Origin of the sequence: Nocardioides sp. JS614, assembly GCF_000015265.1 — a bacterium.
Taxonomy (GTDB): domain Bacteria; phylum Actinomycetota; class Actinomycetes; order Propionibacteriales; family Nocardioidaceae; genus Nocardioides.
The window spans coordinates 3518277-3539647 of the sequence record NC_008699.1 but is presented as its reverse complement, the minus strand read 5'-3'; the positions used below and the strand labels follow the sequence as shown (position 1 = coordinate 3539647).

At 68.9% G+C, this 21371-nt stretch carries 22 protein-coding genes and 1 pseudogene; 13 read left to right on the top strand and 10 right to left on the bottom strand.

Annotation, left to right across the window (positions count from 1 at the left end; all coding sequences use genetic code 11):
• Positions 1–49 precede the first annotated feature (49 nt).
• The 3 genes and pseudogenes from NOCA_RS28035 to NOCA_RS18340 form a co-directional block, all read right to left on the bottom strand.
• Positions 50–600, bottom strand: a pseudogene (locus tag NOCA_RS28035) (tyrosine-type recombinase/integrase).
• A 211-nt stretch (positions 601–811) separates the two neighbouring features.
• The gene (locus NOCA_RS18345; RefSeq protein ID WP_011756768.1) at positions 812–1375 is read right to left on the bottom strand and encodes a DUF6036 family nucleotidyltransferase; all 564 of its coding nucleotides are present in this window, start codon (positions 1373–1375) and stop codon (positions 812–814) included.
• Positions 1375–1893, bottom strand: a complete 519-nt coding sequence (locus tag NOCA_RS18340) for a helix-turn-helix domain-containing protein (protein ID WP_197687699.1) — start codon at positions 1891–1893, stop codon at positions 1375–1377. Before NOCA_RS18340 ends, NOCA_RS18345 begins: the two co-directional genes overlap by 1 nt.
• 340 nt (positions 1894–2233) lie before the next feature.
• Here NOCA_RS18340 and NOCA_RS18335 point away from each other — a divergent pair, with 340 nt between their 5' ends.
• The gene (locus NOCA_RS18335; protein WP_049774401.1) at positions 2234–4030 is read left to right on the top strand and encodes a hypothetical protein; all 1797 of its coding nucleotides are present in this window, start codon (positions 2234–2236) and stop codon (positions 4028–4030) included.
• 27 nt (positions 4031–4057) lie between these two features.
• Here the strand turns inward: NOCA_RS18335 and NOCA_RS18330 are convergent, their stop codons facing one another.
• The 5 genes from NOCA_RS18330 to NOCA_RS18310 all read right to left on the bottom strand — a co-directional run bounded on the left by NOCA_RS18330 (position 4058) and on the right by NOCA_RS18310 (position 6551).
• Positions 4058–4462 carry a DoxX family protein gene (locus tag NOCA_RS18330; RefSeq protein WP_011756765.1) on the bottom strand — a complete coding sequence of 135 codons (405 nt, stop codon included), beginning with the start codon at positions 4460–4462 and terminating at the stop codon, positions 4058–4060.
• 135 nt (positions 4463–4597) lie between these two features.
• Entirely contained in the window at positions 4598–5230 is a 633-nt protein-coding gene (locus tag NOCA_RS18325) for a class I SAM-dependent methyltransferase (protein WP_011756764.1), read from the bottom strand.
• A gap of 62 nt (positions 5231–5292) precedes the next feature.
• A complete protein-coding gene (locus NOCA_RS18320; protein WP_011756763.1) occupies positions 5293–5772 on the bottom strand; it encodes an alcohol dehydrogenase catalytic domain-containing protein in 480 nt (159 codons plus the stop codon).
• A gap of 79 nt (positions 5773–5851) precedes the next feature.
• Positions 5852–6283 (bottom strand): type II toxin-antitoxin system VapC family toxin, encoded by a 432-nt coding sequence (locus NOCA_RS18315; protein WP_011756762.1) that lies wholly within the window; start codon positions 6281–6283, stop codon positions 5852–5854.
• Positions 6273–6551 carry a type II toxin-antitoxin system Phd/YefM family antitoxin gene (locus NOCA_RS18310; RefSeq protein WP_011756761.1) on the bottom strand — a complete coding sequence of 93 codons (279 nt, stop codon included), beginning with the start codon at positions 6549–6551 and terminating at the stop codon, positions 6273–6275. Before NOCA_RS18310 ends, NOCA_RS18315 begins: the two co-directional genes overlap by 11 nt.
• A 105-nt stretch (positions 6552–6656) precedes the next feature.
• Between NOCA_RS18310 and NOCA_RS18305 the strand changes: the two genes are divergently transcribed.
• The 3 genes from NOCA_RS18305 to NOCA_RS18295 all read left to right on the top strand — a co-directional run bounded on the left by NOCA_RS18305 (position 6657) and on the right by NOCA_RS18295 (position 9258).
• Positions 6657–6962, top strand: a complete 306-nt coding sequence (locus NOCA_RS18305; protein WP_011756760.1) for a Wadjet anti-phage system protein JetD domain-containing protein — start codon at positions 6657–6659, stop codon at positions 6960–6962.
• Between the two features lie 65 nt (positions 6963–7027).
• A complete protein-coding gene (locus tag NOCA_RS18300) occupies positions 7028–8134 on the top strand; it encodes a S8 family serine peptidase (RefSeq protein WP_083768196.1) in 1107 nt (368 codons plus the stop codon).
• A 50-nt stretch (positions 8135–8184) separates the two neighbouring features.
• The gene (locus NOCA_RS18295) at positions 8185–9258 is read left to right on the top strand and encodes a zinc-dependent alcohol dehydrogenase family protein (protein WP_148217935.1); all 1074 of its coding nucleotides are present in this window, start codon (positions 8185–8187) and stop codon (positions 9256–9258) included.
• A gap of 132 nt (positions 9259–9390) precedes the next feature.
• Here NOCA_RS18295 and NOCA_RS18290 read toward each other — a convergent pair whose 3' ends face one another.
• On the bottom strand, positions 9391–10128 hold the full coding sequence (locus tag NOCA_RS18290) for a DeoR/GlpR family DNA-binding transcription regulator (RefSeq protein WP_011756757.1): 738 nt from the start codon (positions 10126–10128) through the stop codon (positions 9391–9393).
• A gap of 192 nt (positions 10129–10320) precedes the next feature.
• Here NOCA_RS18290 and NOCA_RS18285 point away from each other — a divergent pair, with 192 nt between their 5' ends.
• The 9 genes from NOCA_RS18285 to NOCA_RS25995 all read left to right on the top strand — a co-directional run bounded on the left by NOCA_RS18285 (position 10321) and on the right by NOCA_RS25995 (position 20198).
• The gene (locus NOCA_RS18285) at positions 10321–11367 is read left to right on the top strand and encodes an autoinducer 2 ABC transporter substrate-binding protein (protein WP_011756756.1); all 1047 of its coding nucleotides are present in this window, start codon (positions 10321–10323) and stop codon (positions 11365–11367) included.
• Between the two features lie 78 nt (positions 11368–11445).
• Complete coding sequence (locus NOCA_RS18280; RefSeq protein ID WP_011756755.1) at positions 11446–12945, top strand: sugar ABC transporter ATP-binding protein; 1500 nt, start codon at positions 11446–11448, stop codon at positions 12943–12945.
• The gene (locus NOCA_RS18275; RefSeq protein WP_011756754.1) at positions 12942–13964 is read left to right on the top strand and encodes an ABC transporter permease; all 1023 of its coding nucleotides are present in this window, start codon (positions 12942–12944) and stop codon (positions 13962–13964) included. Before NOCA_RS18280 ends, NOCA_RS18275 begins: the two co-directional genes overlap by 4 nt.
• Positions 13961–15055, top strand: coding sequence for an ABC transporter permease (locus tag NOCA_RS18270; RefSeq protein ID WP_011756753.1), 1095 nt, complete (start codon positions 13961–13963; stop codon positions 15053–15055). Before NOCA_RS18275 ends, NOCA_RS18270 begins: the two co-directional genes overlap by 4 nt.
• Positions 15056–15069: 14 nt before the next feature.
• Complete coding sequence (locus NOCA_RS18265; protein WP_011756752.1) at positions 15070–16071, top strand: dihydroxyacetone kinase subunit DhaK; 1002 nt, start codon at positions 15070–15072, stop codon at positions 16069–16071.
• 3 nt (positions 16072–16074) lie between these two features.
• Complete coding sequence (locus tag NOCA_RS18260; RefSeq protein ID WP_011756751.1) at positions 16075–16698, top strand: DAK2 domain-containing protein; 624 nt, start codon at positions 16075–16077, stop codon at positions 16696–16698.
• 70 nt (positions 16699–16768) lie between these two features.
• Entirely contained in the window at positions 16769–17575 is an 807-nt protein-coding gene (locus NOCA_RS18255; protein ID WP_011756750.1) for a BtpA/SgcQ family protein, read from the top strand.
• Positions 17575–19086, top strand: coding sequence for an FGGY-family carbohydrate kinase (locus NOCA_RS18250; protein WP_011756749.1), 1512 nt, complete (start codon positions 17575–17577; stop codon positions 19084–19086). The genes NOCA_RS18255 and NOCA_RS18250 overlap by 1 nt, the downstream gene beginning before the upstream one ends.
• On the top strand, positions 19083–20198 hold the full coding sequence (locus NOCA_RS25995; RefSeq protein ID WP_011756748.1) for an aminopeptidase: 1116 nt from the start codon (positions 19083–19085) through the stop codon (positions 20196–20198). The genes NOCA_RS18250 and NOCA_RS25995 overlap by 4 nt, the downstream gene beginning before the upstream one ends.
• Positions 20199–20204: 6 nt before the next feature.
• Here the strand turns inward: NOCA_RS25995 and NOCA_RS18240 are convergent, their stop codons facing one another.
• Entirely contained in the window at positions 20205–21314 is a 1110-nt protein-coding gene (locus tag NOCA_RS18240) for a carboxylate-amine ligase (RefSeq protein ID WP_011756747.1), read from the bottom strand.
• Between the last annotated feature and the right edge of the window lie 57 nt (positions 21315–21371).

Below are 21371 nucleotides of genomic sequence, written 5' to 3'. Positions count from 1 at the left end.
GTTGGAAGAGGGGCCCTGACCAGCGGAGACGCTGGACGGGGCCTCTTCGTCATTTTCGACGAAACCGAGCTCGGGCAACACTGGGGCAACACGGGGGCAACGCTCGCAGGTCGTCCCGGCGCTGCTGAGCCGCCTCGCGGGCGGCGTCGAGAGCACTGGCGACTTCGTCGAGCCGGTCTTCGAAGAGATGGCCGTAGGTGTCGAGCGTCATGGTCGCCGAGCTGTGGCCGAGCATCTGCTGGACGACCTTCACGTCGGCGCCGCTGGCGATCGCCAGGCTGGCGGCGGTGTGCCGGAGCGGTGCGGGTGCAGGTCGAGTACGCCGATCGTCCTCGCCGCCGCGCTGAACGCCGTACGGAACGTGCTGACCCGCAGCGGCTGGCCGTTCCGGATACCGGCGAAGACGAGGTCGTCCGGCTGCTTGCCCATGACGTGCTGGGAAAGCTCGGCGGCCAGGAACCGGGGGATCGGCACCTCGCGGCGCTGGTGGGTCTTGGTGCTGCCCCAGACGAGCCCGTGGCCCTGCACTGGGGTCACGGACTCGACCATGACGGCGCGGCTGCGGCGCAGGTCGAGCAGGGCGACCCGGAGCGCAGCCATCTCGCCGAACCGCACTCCCGTGTAGGCGAGGAACAACACGACCAGCCGGTAGGTCTCGTTGGTGCGGGTGTCGAGGCTGCTGTGCTTGCTTGGATCGGCTGGGTAGCCGGTCGCGGTGGCGCGGTCGTCGGCCTGCTCGTGGGTCAGGTAGCGGTGCTCGTGCTTGCCGACTCGTGGGAGGTTGACCCCGTGGGCCACGTTGCGGGCCGGTCTAGCGCGTCGAAGTCAGCCAGGTCAGGCCCTGCTCGACTGCCGTTGCGTGTTTGGGCGGGACTGTGGACAGGCGCTCGGCGATGAGGTCGGCGTCGACAAGGTTCGCTTTGAGCAGCGCGGCGACGAAGTTGCGGTCCTTGTCGCGGAAGGCGACCAGCTTGGCGACGCACAGGTCTTCCTTGTCGAGGCACAAGCCTGTGAACCGTGGCTCGCCGGCCGGGGCTGCCGTGTTGGCGTTCTGCACCTTGACCAGTCGATCGCGCCAGCCGTCAGGGAGTACGGCCGTCTGGAGGTCAACGCCGTCAATGCTGAAGCCGTGCAACTCCTCGAACGGCGAGAGCTCGCCGGCGACACTTTCGATGAGGTCGGCCAACCGCGCGGCCTCGGCATTGGTGTCGGCGATGGGGAGGATGTCGACCTCGATCGACATCGTGGCCGCGTCAGGGAGTTGTGACTCGTCGTACGTCCCGAGAATCGCTTGCGAGCCGACCACGATGACCTCGGGCTGCTGGATGATCTGGCAGGCCGTGCGGATGGCGTGCTCCAGCTGGTCTCGGCGCATCAGCTAGCCAGGTGCAGGACTTCGCGCCGCTGGTCGTCAGGGAGCAGGCCGGACATGGGGGAGACCTCGCGCATCTCGATCGAGTCTCGGTCGAGACCCGTGAGGATGCGGTGCATGCCGGGAACGTCGCCACGGTCGACGAGCTGCCGCCAGCGCTCCAGATTCCGCTCGTGCGGCTGCCCAGTCACCCGGTTGCCGAGACGGTCGAGGTTGTGCTCGATCGTCGGCCGCCACTCCTTGAAGCTTTCGCGGTTCAGGAGCGTCGAGAGCCGCCGGTGCAGTTGCCATGAGCGGCGTTCGGAGCGAGTCAGCTCGGGGACAACGGGGCGACGTACGACCTCAAGGCGAAAGCCCATGCAGGACAACAGCCGGTCGAGCATGTCGTCGCTGATGTCGACATTGCCGGAGAGGAAGCCGCTGATGCTCGGCTGGCGCACGCCGCTGAGCCGGGACAAGTCGGACTGTGTGGTGCTCGTCTCTAGCATCACGTTGCGCAGCACGTCGCTCCGACTGGTCATACCCATACTATAGCAGTTTCTGCTATGCCCCTCGGGCTCCGGATCTTGCTCTCGGGCAACACGGGGGCAACACGAGGGTCCAGAAACAGCTCACAACGACCAACGACGGTCAACCACGAATTGCCGCTTTGGCCTGCAGTTTCAGTGACTTCCGTAGCCCCAGCCGCTCCTGCTGGGGCTTTGTTGCGTGCCGCCAACCCTCGAGCCGCAGCCCGGCGGCGGTGAGCTCCTGGGCGATCCGGTCGGTCGAGCCGGAGCCGGCGTATCAGACGAGCCGCCGAGGCGCTCCTCCAAGTCGCCACGGCTCACCGCGGGCCTGGCTTGTCTCGAGGAGCACACGATGTCCCACCTGTTCACGGGCCGGCTGATCGGCCTTCTCTGCGACGACTGTTCCGAACCGCTGGTCGGGGCGACCGTCCGCCTGGTTCGTAGCACGAGCATCACGATCAGCAGCGATGCTGCTGCCGATCCGAAGCACACCGCGATCGTGCTCGAGGCCTCGGTGGCTGATACTCGGGCCGATGACTTCCTCGGCGAGGCGGTGATCGGCGAGGACGGCCTCTTCCGGGTCGAGCTCGCCGAGCGGTACGACGGCGAGGCGTTCGACGTCGACATCTTCTGCGGCACCATGACCGGCCACAAGGTGCCGCCCAAGCCGCTGTCGTTCACGTTGACCACACTGGCTCCGCAGTGGCGGCCGGTCGAGGACGGCTTCGTGGCGGCCTGGTCCTACGACATCCCGCACCGGATCTGGTGCGGCCTCCGGGGGCGGCTCGGCTGGTGGTCGATCTGCGGGCACGTGCGCGTGTGTGACTCCGCGATCGCGGTGCCCGGCGTGAAGGTCAGCGCGTTCGACGTCGACTGGCTCCAGGACGACCCGCTGGGCAGCGCGGTCACCGACACGAGCGGCCACTTCCGCATCGACTACACCGCCGACGCGTTCCGGCGGACACCATGGTCGCCGTCCATCAACATCGAGCTGGTCGCGGGGCCGGATGTGTACTTCTGGGTCGACGGACCCACCGGCGTACTCCTCCACGAGCCGCGCTCGCGTGGCCGCCAGCCCGATCGGGAGAACGTCGGACCGTGCTTCTGCGTCGATCTGTGCGTCGAGGACGTGCCGCCAGGCACCGACCAGCCCTACCCCTGGTTCGACCACATCGGCAGCTACAAGACTCTCACCGGATTCGACAGCGCGCCTGGTGGCACCGGCCACACGCTCGGCGACGACCGGGCGTTCTACGCGGGCCTGCGGCTCAACGGGGTCCTCGGACGGCTCTTCAGCGGTCAGCCGGCGGAGTACCGCTTCGAGTTCGACGCCGGGGCTGGCTGGCAGCCCGTACGCCCGGCCCTCATGAACGCGATGCAGATCGGTACGTGGCAGCGCCTGACCGGGTCCTTCCCGCCGGTGGAGACCAAGAGGGTGGTGGTGTTGGGTGCGAACGGGCCCGACGAGGTCGCGGTGGCTCCGGACGCGGACGGCTGGATCGCCGTACCGCAGGACAACAGCTTGACCACCGGCCTCTTCGTGCCGAACAACAACCTGCTCGGCCTCGACAGCGCGAGCATCTCGGCGCAGACCCACGACCTGGCCGGCATCGTGGCCGGGCAGAGCACCGCTCCCGCCGGCCTCGCAGCCGACGAGTACGTGGCTCTGCGGATGGTGGTGCGCGTCGCCGGCCAGCCGGCCACCCAGGTGCAGGCCGGGATCGCCGAACGGGTCGCGCTGGCCAACACGACCTACGACCAGGTGCAGAAGCACGGGTCGTGGGTGCCCACGCGGGTCGACGGCCAGCTCGGGGTGATCAGTCTGGACGTCCAGGAGCTCATCGGCCACGGCTGCGCGCGGATCACCAACGCGCTCAACGTGAACTACACCGCCGCGCACCCCGACCTGGGGAGCATGTCGTTGACCGTCACGGGGCCGGGCGGGCCGTACCACTATCCCCTCCCGCCGATCGCCCAGGACTTCTTCGGCACCGTCAACACCCTGCTCGACAGTGCCGACAACCCGGTCACGATCGCGTCGCTGCCCAAGTGCAGCTACCTGCTGCAGGGCTCGATCGACCTCCTGCTCACCACCGGAGACTCGGTGCCGCTGCCGATCACCGACCAGATCGCCTTCACCACGCAGTGAGTCGCCGTGAGCCGAGGCTGCCTGCCGTCAGGAGAACAGTCCGTCGGTGAGGGTCAGGTCCACTCCGTTCTGGAACACCCAGAAGAACGCGAGAGCGGCTCCGGCGAGGGCGATGTCCTTGTTGAACTGGATCATCTCCATCTGTTTGCCCATCGGCTCGCTCTCCTTCCAATACGCGTGCATCAGGAATGCCGCGCCGAACAGGAACAGTGCCAGCAGCAGGGCGCCGAGGTCGCCCCAGACGCCGAAAAGCACCATGAGCGCACCGACAACCAGCTGTACGCCGGTGCCGAGCACCATGATCCTGGCTGCCGGGACGCCCTTGGAGCTGGCGTAGCCGCCCATGTCAGCACTCTTGGTCAGGTGCCCGACAGCGGATCCGAGGAACAGGAAGGCGAACAAGATCCGGCCGACCAGGAAGACGACGTCCACAAGACCACCTCCGAAGACCGTCGGCGACGTAGCCGCCGGGTGCCCTAGTTTATGCCTCAACTACCCCAAGGGCCAGGCTGCGGTGTGCTGCGAGGTCTTCGATGTCGGCCGGTGAACTGGTCGCCTCGCGCTTGCTCAGCCGGTGAGCCTGGTGGCCGCGATCCGCTCGACCATGCCGGCCGGACCGAACCGATCACGCACCTCGACTCGGACGGGAAGGTCGGCGAGCAGCTCGGCGGGTCGGCGCCGGAAGTGCTCGCCCTGGAGTGGCACCGTGGCCAGCTCGAGGAGCCATTGCGCCCCGCGCCCGACGGGGTTGGTGGCCACGACGTGATCGGACAGCAGGAGCCGACCCGCCGGCTTCAGGACCCGCACCATCTCCGCGAGCGCCGCCCGGTGATCCGGGATCGCGCAGAGGCCGTAGGTACAGACCACGGTGTCGAACCTGGCGTCGGGGAAGGGCAGGCGCGCGGCGTCCGCCTCCTCGAGCCTGACGTCCCGGCGCAGGTCCGTCGCTCGCTCGCGCGCGATCGACAGCATGGCCGGGGAGCGGTCGATCCCGGTCAGCGCCACGTCCATCGGGTACTCGCCGAGGTTCAGGCCGGTGCCGACGGCGACCTCGAGGACGTCGCCGCGGGCACGCCCACAGACCCAGGACCGGCTGTCCCGGAAGAGGTGACGGTCCCAGAACCCCATCTCCTTGTCGTAGTGGCCCGCATGCTTGTCCCAGGCGCGTTGCCAGCGTGCGTTCCTGCGGTCCTGACTCATGTGCTCGAGACTCCTTCGGCATCTACCACCTGACGAGCGGCTTCCGGCTGGCCCGGAGTCGATCAGGACTCCGACGAGTGCTGGGCCGCGCCGTACTGCTGGTCCGCCAGAGGAGGGCGGTCGAGGTCGGCCCCGCGAACCCGGTACACCTGCAGCTGCAGGTCCTTGTAGGAGCCGTCGCCGCGGGCGAGAGCGAAGTTGACGTCGTTGAAGCGCTCGCAGTTGAACGGCCGGCCGGTGAGGCAGGTCCGGCACTGGCCGCACGACGTGTAGGAGGCCATCACGCGGTCGCCCTCGGCGACGTCGGTGACGCCCGGTCCCACCTGCTCCACCACGCCCGTGCCTTCGTGGCCGTAGATGGCCGGCGGGAAGTCGGGGTGGTGGAAGACGTCGCGCGCGAACAGGTCGGTGTGGCACAACCCCGTCGAGGTGTAACGGACGAGAACCTCACCGGGACGCGGGTCGGCGAGCTCGATCCCGTCGACGAGCTCGAACGAGCCCTGGGGCTCACGGAGGACATGGGCGCTGACGCAGGTGGGCACGGCGACTCCTGCTCGGGGTTGACCTCACAGTAGCCATTGCTGCGAGGGCGGCAAGGGGTCGCTCGGACGCTCGGCGTCGCTATGACGGTCGGGCCACGGACACGACGGTGAGCCAGTCGTCGAGTCCGGCGTAGTCGTCCGGGTTGGTCGTGTAGAGAGCCAGTCCGTTCGCGACGGCGGTTGCCGCGATCTGGAGGTCGGCGTGCCGGCGGCGGGGTGTCCGGCCGTGGGCCCGCACCGCGCCGCTGAGCTGGCCGTAGACGCGCGCAGCGGCCGCGTCGAACGCGAGCGGCTCGAACTCGCTCTCGGTGCGCTGCAGGATCGCGGTGCGGCGTCCGCGCTCGGCACGGGCTCGGGGATCGTCGCCGACCACGGCGTGCGGGCCCGCCGACAGCTCGGCGAGCGTCACGGCGCTGATCGACATCTCGTCGGGCAGGTCCTCCGGCGCGAGCCGGTCCCGCAGGATGACGATGTTCGTGTCGATCAGGGCGCGGGCGTGCTCAGTCGGCATGCCGGACCGCGTAGGGGTCGGTGACGTCGTTGTCGATCATCGCGTCCAGGTCGGACTGGAGCCGCTCGGGATCGATCGTGCTCGTGCCGCCCGGGGCGAGGAAGGTCGCCCGCGAGACGAACGTGCGCCGCCTCCGCAGGGGGATGAGCTCCCCGATCTGGTGCCCGTCGCGGGTGACCGTGAAGGCCTGCCCGCGCTCGACGGAGTCCATGATCTCCTTCGACCGCAGCCGCAGGTCGCGCTGGCTGATCTCGGGTTGCGGGCTCATGTTCACACGGTAGCACTTCGTGCTACATCAGCTTGGCGCGTCGCCGAGGAGGCTGTCGGTGCGCTTGCCTAGGCTGGCCCTCGAACGTGACAGGAAGGTGTCGCCGTGGACCACGAGACAGTCGACGCGCTGCGGGAGCGGCACGCCGCCTGGCGGCTGCGTGCCTGGCTGCCGCACAGTCGGTCACTGCTCATGGACCGAGAGACGCTGCTCGCCCACCGGGACCGCTGGGTGCGCGAGGACCGGCCGGCCAGGTCCCGGCTGACCCGGCTGACCCGGCTGAGCGACGCGGAGCGAGACCTGTACGACGATCTCGTCACCGACCGCCTCGGTGAGCACATCCGGCTCGAGCAGGAGCGCGTCGACTGGGCGTGGGCCCGGCAGCGGCTTGCGGTGACGCTCGCACGGTGAAGGCCGCGTGACCTGCGAGCAGGAGGCTCGTTGGATCGCACATCCACTCACTCGGGAGTTCTCGCATGCCTCTGCGCACGATCATCAACATCCTCGGCGCGGTCCTGACCGTCGTCGTCGCCACCATCCTCGTCGGCGGCCCCGCCGGCGCCGTGACCAACGATCCGCTGCGCTCGCAGCAGTGGGGTCTCGACCAGGTCCGGGCCGAGGCCGCCTGGGCAACGACGACCGGGTCCGGGGTCGTGGTCGCGGTCGTCGACTCCGGCGTCGACCTGAACCACCCTGACCTGCAGGGCCAGCTGGTCCCGGGCATCACCACCGTCGGCTGCGGACCCAAGCAGAGCTACTGCGGTGACGGTAGTTGGGTCGGCATGGACGGTGCGGCCCAGCCCGCCGACAGCCACGGCACCCACGTCAGTGGCATCGTGGCCGCGGCCGCCGACAACGGCCTCGGGGTCGCGGGTGTCGCCCGGGACGCCAAGGTGATGCCGATCAAGGCGCTCGAGGACGGCAGCGGCTCCTTCGGAGACATCGCCAACGGGATCCGGTACGCCGTCGACCATGGCGCCAGCGTCGTCAACCTGAGCCTCGGTGCCGTCCCGGGTGGTCAGGCTCTCAGCCTCACCGGACTGGACACGGCCGTCACCGAGGCGATCGCCTACGCCGCCGCCCAGGGCGTGCTCGTGGTGGCCGCCGCAGGCAACGAGAGCTTCCCGGTCTGCGACACCCCGTCCTTCGAGGCCGGTGCCCTGTGCGTGACCTCGACGACTCGCGACGAGACGCCGGCGTGGTACTCCAACGGGGCGATCAAGCCCGACGTCGACGCCGTGGCCGCGCCCGGTGGTGCCGGCCTGGTGGCCTGCGCGGACGACATCGTGTCCACGGTGCCCGTCGGCACCGGGTCGGCGGCCTGCGGCCAGCAGGACTACGACTACTACGCGGGCACCTCGATGGCGACTCCGCACGTCGCAGGGGTGGCGGCGTTGCTCTACGCCCAGGGACGCACGGCGGCCAACGTCCACGACGCCCTGGTCGATACCGCCCGCACGCCGGGACTCGGCACTGGAGTGTTCACGAGCAGCTACGGCCACGGCATCGTCGACGCCCAAGCCGCCGTGGCGTATCCGGTCCTGACGGCCACCGTTGCCCGGCCGCACGGGAAGCGGAAGTAGACCGTCGAACTCCGCGCGTGGGGATGAGTCCGCGGCCCCGGTGTTCATGAGTGATCGCGCCGTCAGCGCCGCACGGGCTGGGCAATATAGTCCTCGTTGTGATAACGATGCACGCGAACCAGCTCACGACCCCCGCCCACCTCTCGCACCATCCACTCCTCTGGACCGATGTCGACCGTCCCGAACCGAGCCGAGGCCAGCTGCTGGTCAAGGTGGCAGGCTGCGGAGTCTGCCGGTCGAACCTCCACATGATCGAGGGGGACTGGGTCGAGGGCGGGGTTCCGGCAATCAGCCCGATCATCCCGGGGCACGAGGTCACCGGCCGGGTCGCCGCGATCGGTGCAGGCGTCGAGGGATTCGAGGTCGGTGACCCCGTGGGTGTGCAGCCGCTATGGTGGACCTGCGGCGAATGCGAGTTCTGCACGACCGGCCGGGAGCAGTTGTGCCACGAGCGGATCATCACCGGGGAACACGTCGACGGCGGATACGCGGAGTACATGCTCTCGTTTGCCGAGCACACCTACCGGATCCCGGAGTCGCTCGACCTGATCGATGCCGCGCCGTTGTTCTGCCCCGGGATCACTGCCTATGGGGCCCTCGACAAGATCGATGTAGGGCCGGGAGATGTCGTGGCCGTCTTCGGTCTCGGGGGCGTCGGTCACATGGCCGTCCAGATGGCGGTGTTGACCGGGGCCGAGGTCGTGGCGGTGGGCCGGACGCCGGCCCACCTGGAGGTCGCGAAAGAGCTCGGCGCCGCGCGCACGGTCGACTCCACCGATCAGGATGCTCTCGACCTCATCGCGGACACCGCCGACGCCGTCTTGACCTTCGCCGGATCCGACGAGGTCACTGCACAGGCGATGCGAACCCTCAAGTGGGGCGGCACCCTCGTGAACGGGGTGCCGATCAACGTCGAGGAGTTCCACTTCAACAAGGGTCAGACGATCAAGGGCTCGATCTTGGGCAACCGCGAACAGATGCGAGCTGTCCTGCAGCTCGCCGCGGAAGGCAAGATCCGCACGGTCGTCGAGCGCTTCCCGATGGCTCAGGCCGAGGATGCGTTGACTCGGCTGGCCAACGGCGAGCTGCGTTCGCGAGGCGTGCTGTACAACTCGACGGAGTAGAGCCCGCGGTGGCCTCAGGCCACCTCGACGACAGGCTTCTCCGCCTCTGCCAGCAGATGGCACTCGAGATCCAGCAGTGGTGGCCACGCAGGTGTGCGGCCGCCACTGCTGGGCCGGGGTACGGCGCCCCGGCTACACCTTGGCCCGGATGAGCGGCACGGGGAACTGCGCCGCCCGCATCGGGGCCATGAGGTCATCGGTGATGCCGGCGGTGAAGGCATCGAAGTCGAAGACCTTGAACAACGCCTCTCTGCCGAACTTCGAGCTGTCAGCCACGAGAAATGCCTCCGCCGCGATCGACCGCATCGTGCGCTTGACCTCCAGCTCGTAGCTCGTGGTGTTGTAGATCCCGTCGGCCGTCACCGTGTCCGCGCCGAAGACGGCAAGGTTGACCCGGAGGTTCTGCAGCTGTTGGACCGACGTCGGTCCCCACATCGTGTAGAGGTTCGGCAAGAGCTCGCCTCCGATGAACACGAGGTGCGCGTTCTGCCGCTCGGCGATGACCTTGCCGATCAGCAGGTCGTTGGTGACCACGGTCAGCTGGCGGGCCTCCAGGTGCCGGGCGACCTCGAGGGTCGTCGACCCGCTGTCGAGCAGGACCGTCTGGCCCGGCAGGATCCGCTGGGCCATGGCCTTGCCGATGGCCCTCTTCTCGGCCTGGTGCAGGGTCTGCTTGAGATCGGTGGGTGCCTCGGTCTGCCGCACCGGCAGCGCCCCGCCATGGGTGCGCTGGACCAGGTCGCGCGCCTCGAGCTGCGCCAGGGTCCGCCGGACCGTGGACTCGGTCACGTCGAAGTGCTTGGCCAGGTCCGCGACCGAAACGAATCCCCGTTCGAGCAGCAGCTCGACGGTCTCCGCCTGCCGTGACATGGAGGGGCCCCTTTCGCTCAGCGGGCAGCCTAGCGCACGGTATGCGCGATATCACGCAGATGATTGCGCAATTTAGAGACAATTCTTGCGAGATTCTGTTGACAGAGTGCGCGGGTCTCCCTACCGTGATGCGCGGCTGCCGTCGCGCTGCCGCAACGGCGCATCGTGCTCATTCAAAAGGGGAGTAACCGCATGAGGCACAGCAGACTTGCCCGTGGAGCCATCGTCGGCGCGCTCGCGTTGGCGCTCGCGGCGTGCAGTTCGGTCGATGACAGTGGATCCGACGACAACCCCGGGGCGGCCGGTTCCAGCGCGTCCGGAGGCGACGGTGCCTACGTCGTCGTCGTGAAGGCGACCGGCATCGGCTGGTTCGACCGCATGGAGGTGGGCGTCAAGGAGTGGGCCTCCGAGACCGGGCTCGACGCACGTGAAGAGGGCCCGTCCGAGGCCACGAACGAGGGCCAGGTCGCGATCATCCAGGACCTCATCGCACAGAAGCCCACCGCCATCTCGGTCGTGCCGAACGACCTTGCCGGCCTGGAGAGCGTTCTGGGCCAGGCCCGCGATGCGGGAATCATCGTCGTCAGCCACGAGGCCGTCGGCATCAAGAACGTCGACATCGACATCGAGGGCTTCGAGAACACGGCCTACGGCGCGCAGATCATGGAGAACCTCGGCGAGTGCACGGGCGGCGAAGGCGAATACGTCCAGTTCGTCGGGCGGCTGACCAACGGATCTCACTCGGAGTGGGTCAAGGGCGCCTATGAGAAGCAGCAGGCGGACTTCCCCGGCATGACGCGGGTAGAGGACCCGATCGAGTCGGAGGAGAACGAGGAGGTTGCCTACAACAAGGCGAAGGAGCTCCTCTCGAAGTACCCGGACATCAAGGGCTTCCAGGGCTCGGCCGGCACCGACGTCGTGGGCATCGCTCGTGCCGTCGAGGAGGCAGGGAAGACCGACAGCGTCTGCGTGATGGGCACCAGCATCCCGTCCGTCGCGGGTGGCTACCTCGAGAGTGGAGCCATCGACAAGATCTTCTTCTGGGACCCGGCTATGGCGGGCAAGGCACAGCTGGCCGTCGCGAAGATCCTCGCTGAGGGCGGAACGATCGAGGAAGGTACCGACCTGGGGGTCCCCGGGTACGAGTCGCTCGTGAAGCTCGACGGTGCTGACAACGCGTTCGCCGGCAACGCAGGGGTCGCGGTCGACGTCGAGAACATGGACGAGTACGACTTCTAGTACACCGATCTCCGTGCCGGGTGGGCCTGACCTGCAGGCCCACCCGGTCACGTCGGAGCATCGAAGGGAGGCGGCAGGATGACCACACCCGTGGCACCCGTGTTGGAAGTCCGCGATGTCACCAAGGTCTACGGCGGCGTCCACGCGCTCAAGCGGGTCTCGCTGTCGCTCGTCCCCGGTGAGGTTCACTGCCTCGCGGGTGAGAACGGAAGCGGCAAGTCGACTCTCATCAAGATCATCAGCGGTGTCGAGAAGCCGGACGCGGGCACGATCGCGATCGACGGGACGGTGCGTCGTCACCTGGCCCCCAACGACGCGATCCTCAGCGGCATCCAGGTGATCTACCAGGACTTCTCCCTGTTCCCCAACCTCAGCGCGGCCGAGAACATCGCGATGCTCAGCGAGCTCGCGGAGCGGCGTACGTTCTCTTCGCGGTCACGCATGTTCGCTGCCGCTCAACGGGTCGTCGACGACCTCGGCCTGCGGCTCGACCTCCAGGCGGACGTCGCCGACCTCTCGGTCGCCGACCGCCAACTCATTGCCATCTGCCGCGCGTTGGTCAACGACGCCAAGGTCCTGATCATGGACGAGCCGACGACGGCGCTCACCCACACCGAGGTCGATCGGCTCTTCCGGATCGTCCGCCAACTTCAGGAGCACGGCGTCGCGGTGATGTTCGTCAGCCACAAGCTCGACGAGGTGCTGCGGATCTCGCAGCGGGTCACGGTGCTCCGCAACGGTGAGCTGGTCGAATCCGGGCCGGCGACCGACTACGACTCACGCAAGATCGCCCGGGCCATGACCGGTCGCGAGATCCACGAGGAGCGGAAGGTGAGCACGCTGGACGCGGATGCGCCGGTCCTGCTCCAGGTCGAGAACCTCAGCCGCGAGGCTGGGTTCCAGGACGTGAGCTTCACGCTCAAGGCAGGAGAGATCCTGGGCATCACCGGACTCCTGGGCTCAGGTCGATCCGAGATCGCCGAGGCACTGTTCGGTGTTCATGCCGCGGACTCGGGGACGATCACCGTTTCCGGGGAGCGTCGCAGCATCCGGTCGATCCGCGACGCCGTCCGTGCCGGCATCGGCTACGTCCCCGAGGATCGGCTCACTCAGGGCCTGTTCCTGGATGTCTCCATCGCGGACAACATCATCGCGTCGTCGCTCGATTCCTATCGCACGCGGGCCGGGCTGCTCGACCGGGGCAAGATCCGGGGATCCATCGCCAGTCTGTTCGCGCGGCTGCGGATCCAGGCGCCCAACGTGGGCGCGGTCGTGCGGAGTCTCTCCGGGGGGAACGCGCAGCGCGTGGTGCTCGCCAAGTGGCTCGACCGGCGGCCGGCGATCCTCATCCTCAACGGGCCGACGGTCGGCGTCGACATCGGCTCCAAGGAAGAGATCATCAACATCCTGCGCGAACAGGCCGCCGGGGGGATGGGGGTGATCGTCATCTCCGACGACATCCCAGAGCTGGTCACGAGTTGTCACCGGGTGCTGGTCGTCCATGACGGCCGGATCAGCGCCGAGTTCGTGGGTGACGACATCGACGCACACGAGATCGAGCGAAGGATGGCGGCTTGAGCGGCAAGCTCGCACGGCTGCGGGGACCCAACAACGAAGGCCTGCTCGTCGCGGTCATCATCGTCGTGGTCGTGGCGATGGCGCTGGCCAGTCCGGCCTTCTTCAGCCCGAGCACGTTCTTCGCCCTGGTGCGCAGCTCGATGGTCCCCCTCGTCTTCGCCCTCGGGGTGCTCCTCGTGTTGATCTCCGGGGGGATTGACGTCTCGTTCCCGGCGATCGCCATCTTCGCCGCCTACGCGACTGTCAAGTGGTTGCTCGAGGCGGGGCTCGACCCCAGCCCCGTCGTCGTCTTCATCATCGCCATGACAGTCGGGGGACTTCTCGGGCTCCTCAACGGGGTGGTCATCGCCCGGTTCAGGCTCCCGACTCTGATCGTCACGCTCGGGACGCAGAGCATCTTCAAGGGCGTGCTCATCGCCTACATCGGCTCGGTGTACATCGCGTCGGCCGACCTGCCGACCCCGATCAACGACCTGTCCGGAGCCCACCTGGTCGAGGTGAGCGGCGGCGGCTACCTGCACTTCATGATCATCCCGGTGGCCATCGTCACCGTGCTCATCGCGTTGATGCTGAAGAGGACCATGTTCGGTCGCAGCATCTACGCGATCGGCGGTGACACGGAGGCGGCCCGTCGGGTCGGCATCCGGGTCGTCCGCACCCAGGTGTGGCTCTACGTCCTGGTCGGCTCGCTCGCGGCCTTCGGAGGCCTGACCTTCGTGATCCTCGGCAGGAACGCCAATCCACAGAGCCTGGTCGGCATCGAGCTGGACATCATCGCGGCCGTCGTGCTGGGCGGCGCGTCGATCTTCGGCGGCCGCGGGTCCGTGCTGGGAACGGTGCTCGGAGTCGTCCTGGTCCAGCTCATCAACAACAACCTGGTACTGCTGGGCATCCCCAGCACGTGGCAACGTGCCACGGTCGGCGTGCTCCTGCTGCTCGGAGTCAGCGTGCAGGCTCTCGGCGCGAGCCGTGGTCGTCGGCGACCGGTCGTGGTTGCACCGAAGGAGGCCGCCACGTGAACCAGAATCTGCGCGACTCGATGTCCGAGCTCAACGAGCGGGCGGGCGCTGCATGGTCGGCGGCGCTTGTCCGGATCCATGTCTCGCGCGGCGTCGGCCGGATGGCGCTGCTGCTCGTGGCCACGTTTGCCGTGTTCGCCTTCTTGCGGCCCGGAATCTTCCTCAACTCGGTCAACCTCACCAACATCGCCATCGGCACTCCGGAGATCGGGCTGCTCGCCCTCGCCGTGATGATCGCGATGCTGACCGGTGGGATCGATCTGTCGGTAGTGGCTATCGCCAACGGCACGGCCATCACCGTCTCCTCGCTCTACACCGCGATCGCGGAGGCGCAGGGCTCGTCGGCCGCGGAGTCGATGACGCCCCTGATCCTGCTCGTCGGGCTCGCCGTGGGTCTGGTGCTGGGGACCGTCAACGGGCTGCTGATCAGCATCGCGCGGATCACGCCGATCCTGGTCACGCTCGGCACCATGCAGCTCTTCAACGGCCTGGCGCTCGTGTGGACCGGAGGCGTCACCATCTCCGGAGCGCCGTCGGCGCTCCGGACGGTCGGACGAACGGCCGTCCTCGGGGTGCCCGTGCTGCTGGTCATCCTGCTCGCCGCAGCGGCACTGCTCGCGGTGCTGATCAACCGCACCCCGATCGGGCGGAAGATCCAGCTCGAGGGCGCAAACCCGGTGGCGGCACGCTACTCCGGCATCAGCGACCGGACCACGCTGATGATGACCTACGTCATCAGCGGCCTGCTCTCCTCGATCGCAGGTCTGCTGTTCCTGAGCCGGAACCCGTCCGCCAGCGCTGACTACGGATCGAGCTACGTCCTCCTCGTCATCGTCATCGTCGTCCTCGGTGGGACCAACCCGATGGGCGGCTTCGCGACCGTGCTCGGCGTCGTGCTCGCCACGCTGACCCTTCAGGTGGTGTCGAGCGGCTTCACCGCCCTGCGGCTCTCCGCCTACGAGTACGCCATCGCCCAAGGGGTCATCCTCATCGGCGTCATGGTGCTCGACCAGTTCAGCTTCAGGAAGCCGAGCCGACCCGTGCCCGTCGTGACCGACCCGCAACCATCCTCCACAGCGCCCGACAAGTGAACGGACCGAATGCCATGCGGAAGATCATCAACGCCCCGGAGAACTTCGTCGACGAGTTCGTCGAGGGGATCCTGCTGGCCCATCCGGACCTGGTGAAGACGCCGGGGGACGACGTGCGAGTCATGGTGCGGGCCGATGCGCCGGTTGCCGGACAGGTCGGCATCGTCACCGGCGGTGGCTCGGGTCACCTGCCGCTGTTCAAGGGGTACGTCGGTAGGGGGCTGTGCTCCGGTGTGGCGATCGGCAACGTGTTCAGCTCACCCAGCTCTGACCAGATCTTCCAAGCGACCATGGCCGTCGACGGAGGTGCCGGCGTCCTCTACCTGTACGGCAACTACGGCGGAGACGTGCTCAACTTCGACCTCGCCGCTGATCTCGCCGACCTCGAGGGGGTCCCGACCATGACGGTCGTCGGCCGGGACGACGTCGCAAGCCAGCCGAAGGACAACGAGCACGAGCGTCGGGGCGTCGCGGGCATCTTCTTCGCGTACAAGGCCGCGGGCGCCGCTGCCGAGCGTGGAGACTCTCTCGAGCGGGTCGCCGCGATTGCCGAGGACGTTGTCGCGCACACCGCGACCATCGGGATCGGTCTGGCGCCGACGATCCTGCCGACCACCGGCAAGCCCAGCTTCGAACTGCCGGACGGTCAGATGGAGATCGGCATCGGCATCCACGGCGAGCCCGGGTCACGACGCGGTCCGTTGGAGACCGCCGACGAGATCGCGACCGACTTCGTCGAGGCCCTCGTGGGTGACCTGTCGCTCCGTGAGGGGGCGCGGGTCGCGATCCTGGTCAACGGGCTCGGTGCGACGCCGCTCGAGGAGCTCTACCTCCTCTACCGACGCGCCCACCAGCTCCTCGCCGAGCGCGGTATCGAGATTGTCAAGAGGTACGTCGGCGAGTACGCCACGAGCCTCGAGATGGCTGGCGCGTCGATCTCGTTGCTGGAGCTCGATGACGCACGGCTGGAGCTGCTGAACGCCCCGGCACTCTCCCCCTTCTTCCAGGAGCGCTGACCCGTGAACGCCAAGGACCTCAACGACCACATCCGGCGCAGCCTGGAGATCCTCACGGAGTCCGCGGACGAGCTGCGCGACCTCGACCAGGCGCTCGGGGACGGTGACCTCGGCATCACGATCACCGCCGGCTCCCACGCCGTGGTCGCCGAGCTCGACCAGCTGGCCGACGACGCCACGCCCACGGAGATCGCGCGCACCTGCGCCAAGGCCTTCGCCAACGCCAACCCGTCCACGATGGCAGCGTTGGTCGCGGGAGCACTGCTCGCGGGATCGCGTACCTGGGAGGGCAAGGACGACATCGGCCTGCCCGAGGCGGCCGAGTTCGCCGCCGCAGCCGCGAACAGCATCGCCCAACGGGGCAAGACGCAGGTGGGTGACAAGACCATCCTCGATGGCATCCACGCCGCCGCCGAGACGCTGCGGTCGGCGAGCGACTCCGGGCAGGCCGCGGCCGCCGTCGTCGACGCCGCCGCTCGCGCGGTCGAGGAGACCCGGAGCCTCCAGTCACGCAGGGGGCGCGCCTCATGGCTCCAGGAGCGCAGCATCGGTCTCGCCGACCCGGGCGCGACGGCCTTCCAGAGATTCGTCGAGGCATGGTCGCGCGTCGATGGGCCGTCCTCCTGATGCTCGCCCCCTTGGCCGTGCCGGACAGACCACGGCCACCCGCATCCACAGGAGAGGAACCGCACCACCCATGAGCAACTGGTTGCACGAGGTCTTCGACGTACCCAAGCCGATCGTGGGAATGTGCCATCTGCCGGCACTTCCCGGAGACCCTGGATACGACGCGGCGGGCGGGATGGACAAGATCCTCGCCCACGCCCGCCAGGAGATCGACGCCCTGCAAACCGGTGGTGTCGACGGCATCCTGATCTCGAACGAGTTCAGCCTCCCGTACCTCACCCGCACCGAGCCGATCACGGCGATCACGATGGCGCGGACCATCGGCGAGCTCATCTCGGAGATCCAGGTTCCGTTCGGTGTGAACGTGCTCTGGGACGGCGTCGCATCGATCGACCTCGCGATGGCCACCGGCGCGGCATTCGTGCGTGAGGTGTTCACCGGGGTCTACGCCTCCGACTTCGGCATGTGGAACACGGACGTCGGCCGTGCCGCCCGTCACCGCGCCCAGGTCGGAGCAGGTGGCGTCCGGCTGCTGTACAACATCGTCCCGGAGGGCGCCACGTACGTCGCGGGTCGAGAACTCGACCGGATGACCCGCTCGACGGTCTTCAACGGCGCCCCCGACGGCCTGTGCGTCTCCGGCCTCACGGCAGGAGCGGCGACCGACACTCCGACCCTCAAGATCGTCAAGGAGAACGCCGGCGACGTCCCCGTGTTCGTCAACACGGGCGTTCGCCCGGACACGGTCGCCGAGAGCCTGCAGTACGCCGACGGCGCCATCGTGGGTACCTGGTTCAAGCGCGAGGGGAAGTTCACGAACGACGTCGACGCCGCGCGCGTCGCGGAGCTCATGGGGGTCGTCAGGGAGCTGCGCTGATGACGTTCATCGGTATCGATATCGGCACCTTCGAGACCAAGGGTGTCCTCGTCGATGCGGACGGTGAGGTCCTTGCGCTGGCCCGGCGGCGACACGGCATCTCAACACCGCGGCCCGGCCACGTCGAGCACCACCCGGAAACCGACTGGTGGGCGGATCTCGCTGCGGTCGCGTCCGAGCTGATGAAGCACCCTCGGGCGCGGGATCTCCAGGCGGCCGCGGTGAGCGCCATCGGACCGTGTGTGGTGGCAGTCGACGACGATCTGTCGCCCGTGCGTCCCGCGATCCTCTACGGGGTGGACACGCGCGCCACCGCGCAGATCGAGGACCTGACGGACCGGCTCGGTGCCGCGGAGATCTTCCGGCGGTGCGGTAACCCGCTGACGAGCCAGTCGGCCGGTCCGAAGATCGCGTGGATCAGGGACCAGGAGCCGCAGGCCTGGGCCCGCGCGCGTTGGTTCATGACCAGCCAGACCTGGCTCGTCGCGAAGCTCACCGGCGCGGTGGTCATGGACCACGCCACCGCCGGCTACTTCCACCCTCTCTACGACCTCCGGGAGGCGCAGTGGAACCTCGCGGGATGCGAGGACGTCGTCACCAGCGATCGGCTCCCACGGCTGGAGTGGACGACGACGATCGCCGGGACCGTGCACGAGCGAGCGTCCGCGGAGACGGGACTACCGGTGGGGACACCCGTCATCGTCGGGACGACCGACGCGCCGGCCGAGGCAGTCGCCGCGGGGGTCGTCTCCGAGGGGTCCCTCATGGCCATGTACGGGTCGAGCGGGTACTTCATCCGCGTCGGCTCGAGCCCGATCACCCACCCGGACCTGTGGTCGGCGCCGTACGTGTTCCAGGACAGGTACGTGCTCGCGGCAGGCACGGCGGCGACGGGCACGGCGACACGCTGGATCTCCGACGTGCTCGGCATCACCGACGACGAGGACTCCGTGACGTTCGGTCGCCTGCTCGAGCTCGCCGAGGGCTCGCCGCCCGGAGCTCGTGGCGTCCTCGCGCTGCCCCACCTCTCCGGCGAGCGCACTCCCTTCCAGGACCCGGACAGTCGCGCTGCGGTGGTCGGCCTGGGACTGGAGCACACCCGCTCGGACATCGCCCGCGCGGTGCTCGAGGGCGCCGGGCACGCCGTCGCGGAGGCGATCCTCACCTACCTCCGGGCGGGGGTCCCCATCGACCGAGTCGTGGCGATCGGCGGTGCGACGAAGAACCGCATCATCACCGGCACGGTCTCGACGGTCACCGGCCTGAGGCAGCAGATCGCCGACTCGCCCGGAGCGGCGTACGGCGACGCGTTCCTCGCGGCGCTCGCCGTCGGTGGGGTCCCCGACCTGTCCGCCGGCGCCGGGTGGTGGTCGTCGACGGGCACGGTCGAGCCCGACGCTGGCCACGCGGCGCAGCTCCGCTCCGACCACGAGGCGTTCGTCGCGCTGTACCGGACGCTGGCGCCTTGGAACACGTCCCGACGGAATCGGGTCGAGGAGGTGGCGGGATGAGCACGGTGGACTGGGCCAAGATCGGCCGGCTGGTGGCCGACGGCGTATCGCTGTCGAGGGGCGACCGGGTGTCGGTGTTCGTCACCGGCTCATCGGTGATGGATGCCGTTGCCGCGTTCGTCGACGAGGGGTGGCAGCGCGGAGCGGTGGTGCAGGTGCTGGCACCGGACGAGCGCTTCGACGCGAGCGCTCTTCGGTGGGCGGACGTGGCGGTGCTGCAGTCGCCGATGCCGCTCGAGTCCGCGGCGATGGGGTGGTCGGACGTCCACGTCTCCTTCCGCGCGATGTCCCAGCCCGTCGTCGACGCCGACCCCGGACGGATCGCAGCACTGCGACGCGGCCGAGGCGTGGTCTCGACCATGCGGTGGCAGAACACCCGCTGGGCACTCGTCCGTGTCCCGACCGCCGAGTGGGCCGATGCCATGGGGCTGGACGCCAGCGCCATGCTGCGCGAGTGGGCCGCGTCGTTCGACGCCGACTGGGCCGACGCCGGTCGGCGGATGCAGGCGCTGTGCGACCGGCTCGCCGGCGCGCGGATGGCCGTCATCGAGGATGAGTGGGGCGTGCTGGAGCTCGGCCTGGAGAGTCGGACCTGGGTTCCGTTCGCAGGCAACGCGAACTGGCCCGACGGGGAGATCGCGACCGCGCCGGTCGAGACGGCGGTGAACGGTCGGATCCGTTTCGACGGCACGCTGTCCTTCGGTGGCGTCCTCATCCGTGACCTGGAGTTCGAGTTCGAAGGCGGGCGCATCGTTTCCGAGCGGGCCGCGGCCGGCGTCGACTTCGTCCGCGAGCTGCTCGATGCGGACGACGGGGCCCGACGCCTCGGGGAACTCGGGATCGGAACGAATGCGGCGCTGACGTTGATGACCGGCGACCTCCTCATCGACGAGAAGATCCTCGGCACCGTGCACATCGCGCCCGGTCGCGCCTACCCGGAGTGCGGTGGAGTGAACTCCTCCTCCCTCCACTGGGACATCGTGAAGGACCTGCGGGGCAGCGACGGTGGATGTCGGGGATCGCTCCGCATCGATGACGAGTGGTTGATCCGGGACGGTGTCGTGCAGCCGGCGCTGCAGGCGGCCACGGTGGCGGCGGAGCCGAAGGCTTGACGGAGGTCACGCACCACCGCTCGTGACGAGGGCCAGCGCGGAGACCACCTCGTCGAGGCGGCCGGACCCGGCGAACACGTCGCGCTGCCAGGTCGCCCCGTTCCCGTGCTCGAGGATCCGGGCGATCCCGTCGGCGACCAGGCCGTCGTCCCCGCTGCGGCGCAGGGCCGGGCGGGCATGCTCGACGAGCCGGCCGACGACCTCGGCGGCGGGGAGCGGGCGTGCGGTCATCGGATCGAGGAGATCAGCGCTGACGCCCCACCTGGAGGCGTGCCAGGTGGCCAGCCGCAGCAGCACGGCGGGCACCTGCGGCGGTGCTTCGCCGGCCGCCCAGCGCGCGGCGCTGGTCTCGACGAGCGCGCGACAGAGGGCGGCGATCAGCACCGTGTCGCGCACGTCGAGACAGACGTCCGCCACCCGGATCTCCACGGTGGGGAAGCGATGCGACGCGCGGGCGTCGAAGTACAACATCCCCTGGTCGAGGACGACCTGGGCGGCCAGTACCCGCTCGACCAGCTCCTGGTAGGCCGCCGCGGTCCCGAACAGCTCCGTCGGGCCGGACAGCGGCCACCGACCGAGCGCCTGGATCCGGAAGCTCGCGTAGCCGGTGTCCCGGCCCTGCCAGAACGGGGAGTTGGCGCTGAGGGCGAGCAGCGCCGGCAGCCAGACCCGGATCCGGTCCAGGACGCCCACGGCCTCGGCCGTCGAGCCCACCGCGACGTGCACGTGACAGCCGCAGGTGAGCTGCTCGTCGGTGACGATCCCGAACCGCTCGGCCATCCGGTCGTAGCGCGGGCTCCGCACCCGGTGCGGCTCGACCGCGACGGGGGAAGTCGCACTCGCCACCAGCCGCGCGCCGACCGCGGCCGCGGCCGCGGCGGCGGCGGCCCGCCAGGCCCGCAGCTCGGTCTCGAGCGACGCCATCCGGACCTGGGGGGCCGTGTAGATCTCGAGCTGCTGCTCCTGCAGCTCGTGGACCAGCGCTCCTGCCCCGACCTGGCCCCCGGCGACACCCCACTCGGTGGCGACCCGGAGCGCCCGACTCGCAGCGGGGATCGGCCGACTCCGGTCGGCGTCGACCAAGAGGAACTCCTCCTCGACCCCGACGGTCCGCATGCCCACAGTCTGCGACTGTCCGGCTGGCCGCTCCAGCGCTTCGTACTTGCGCGCCGC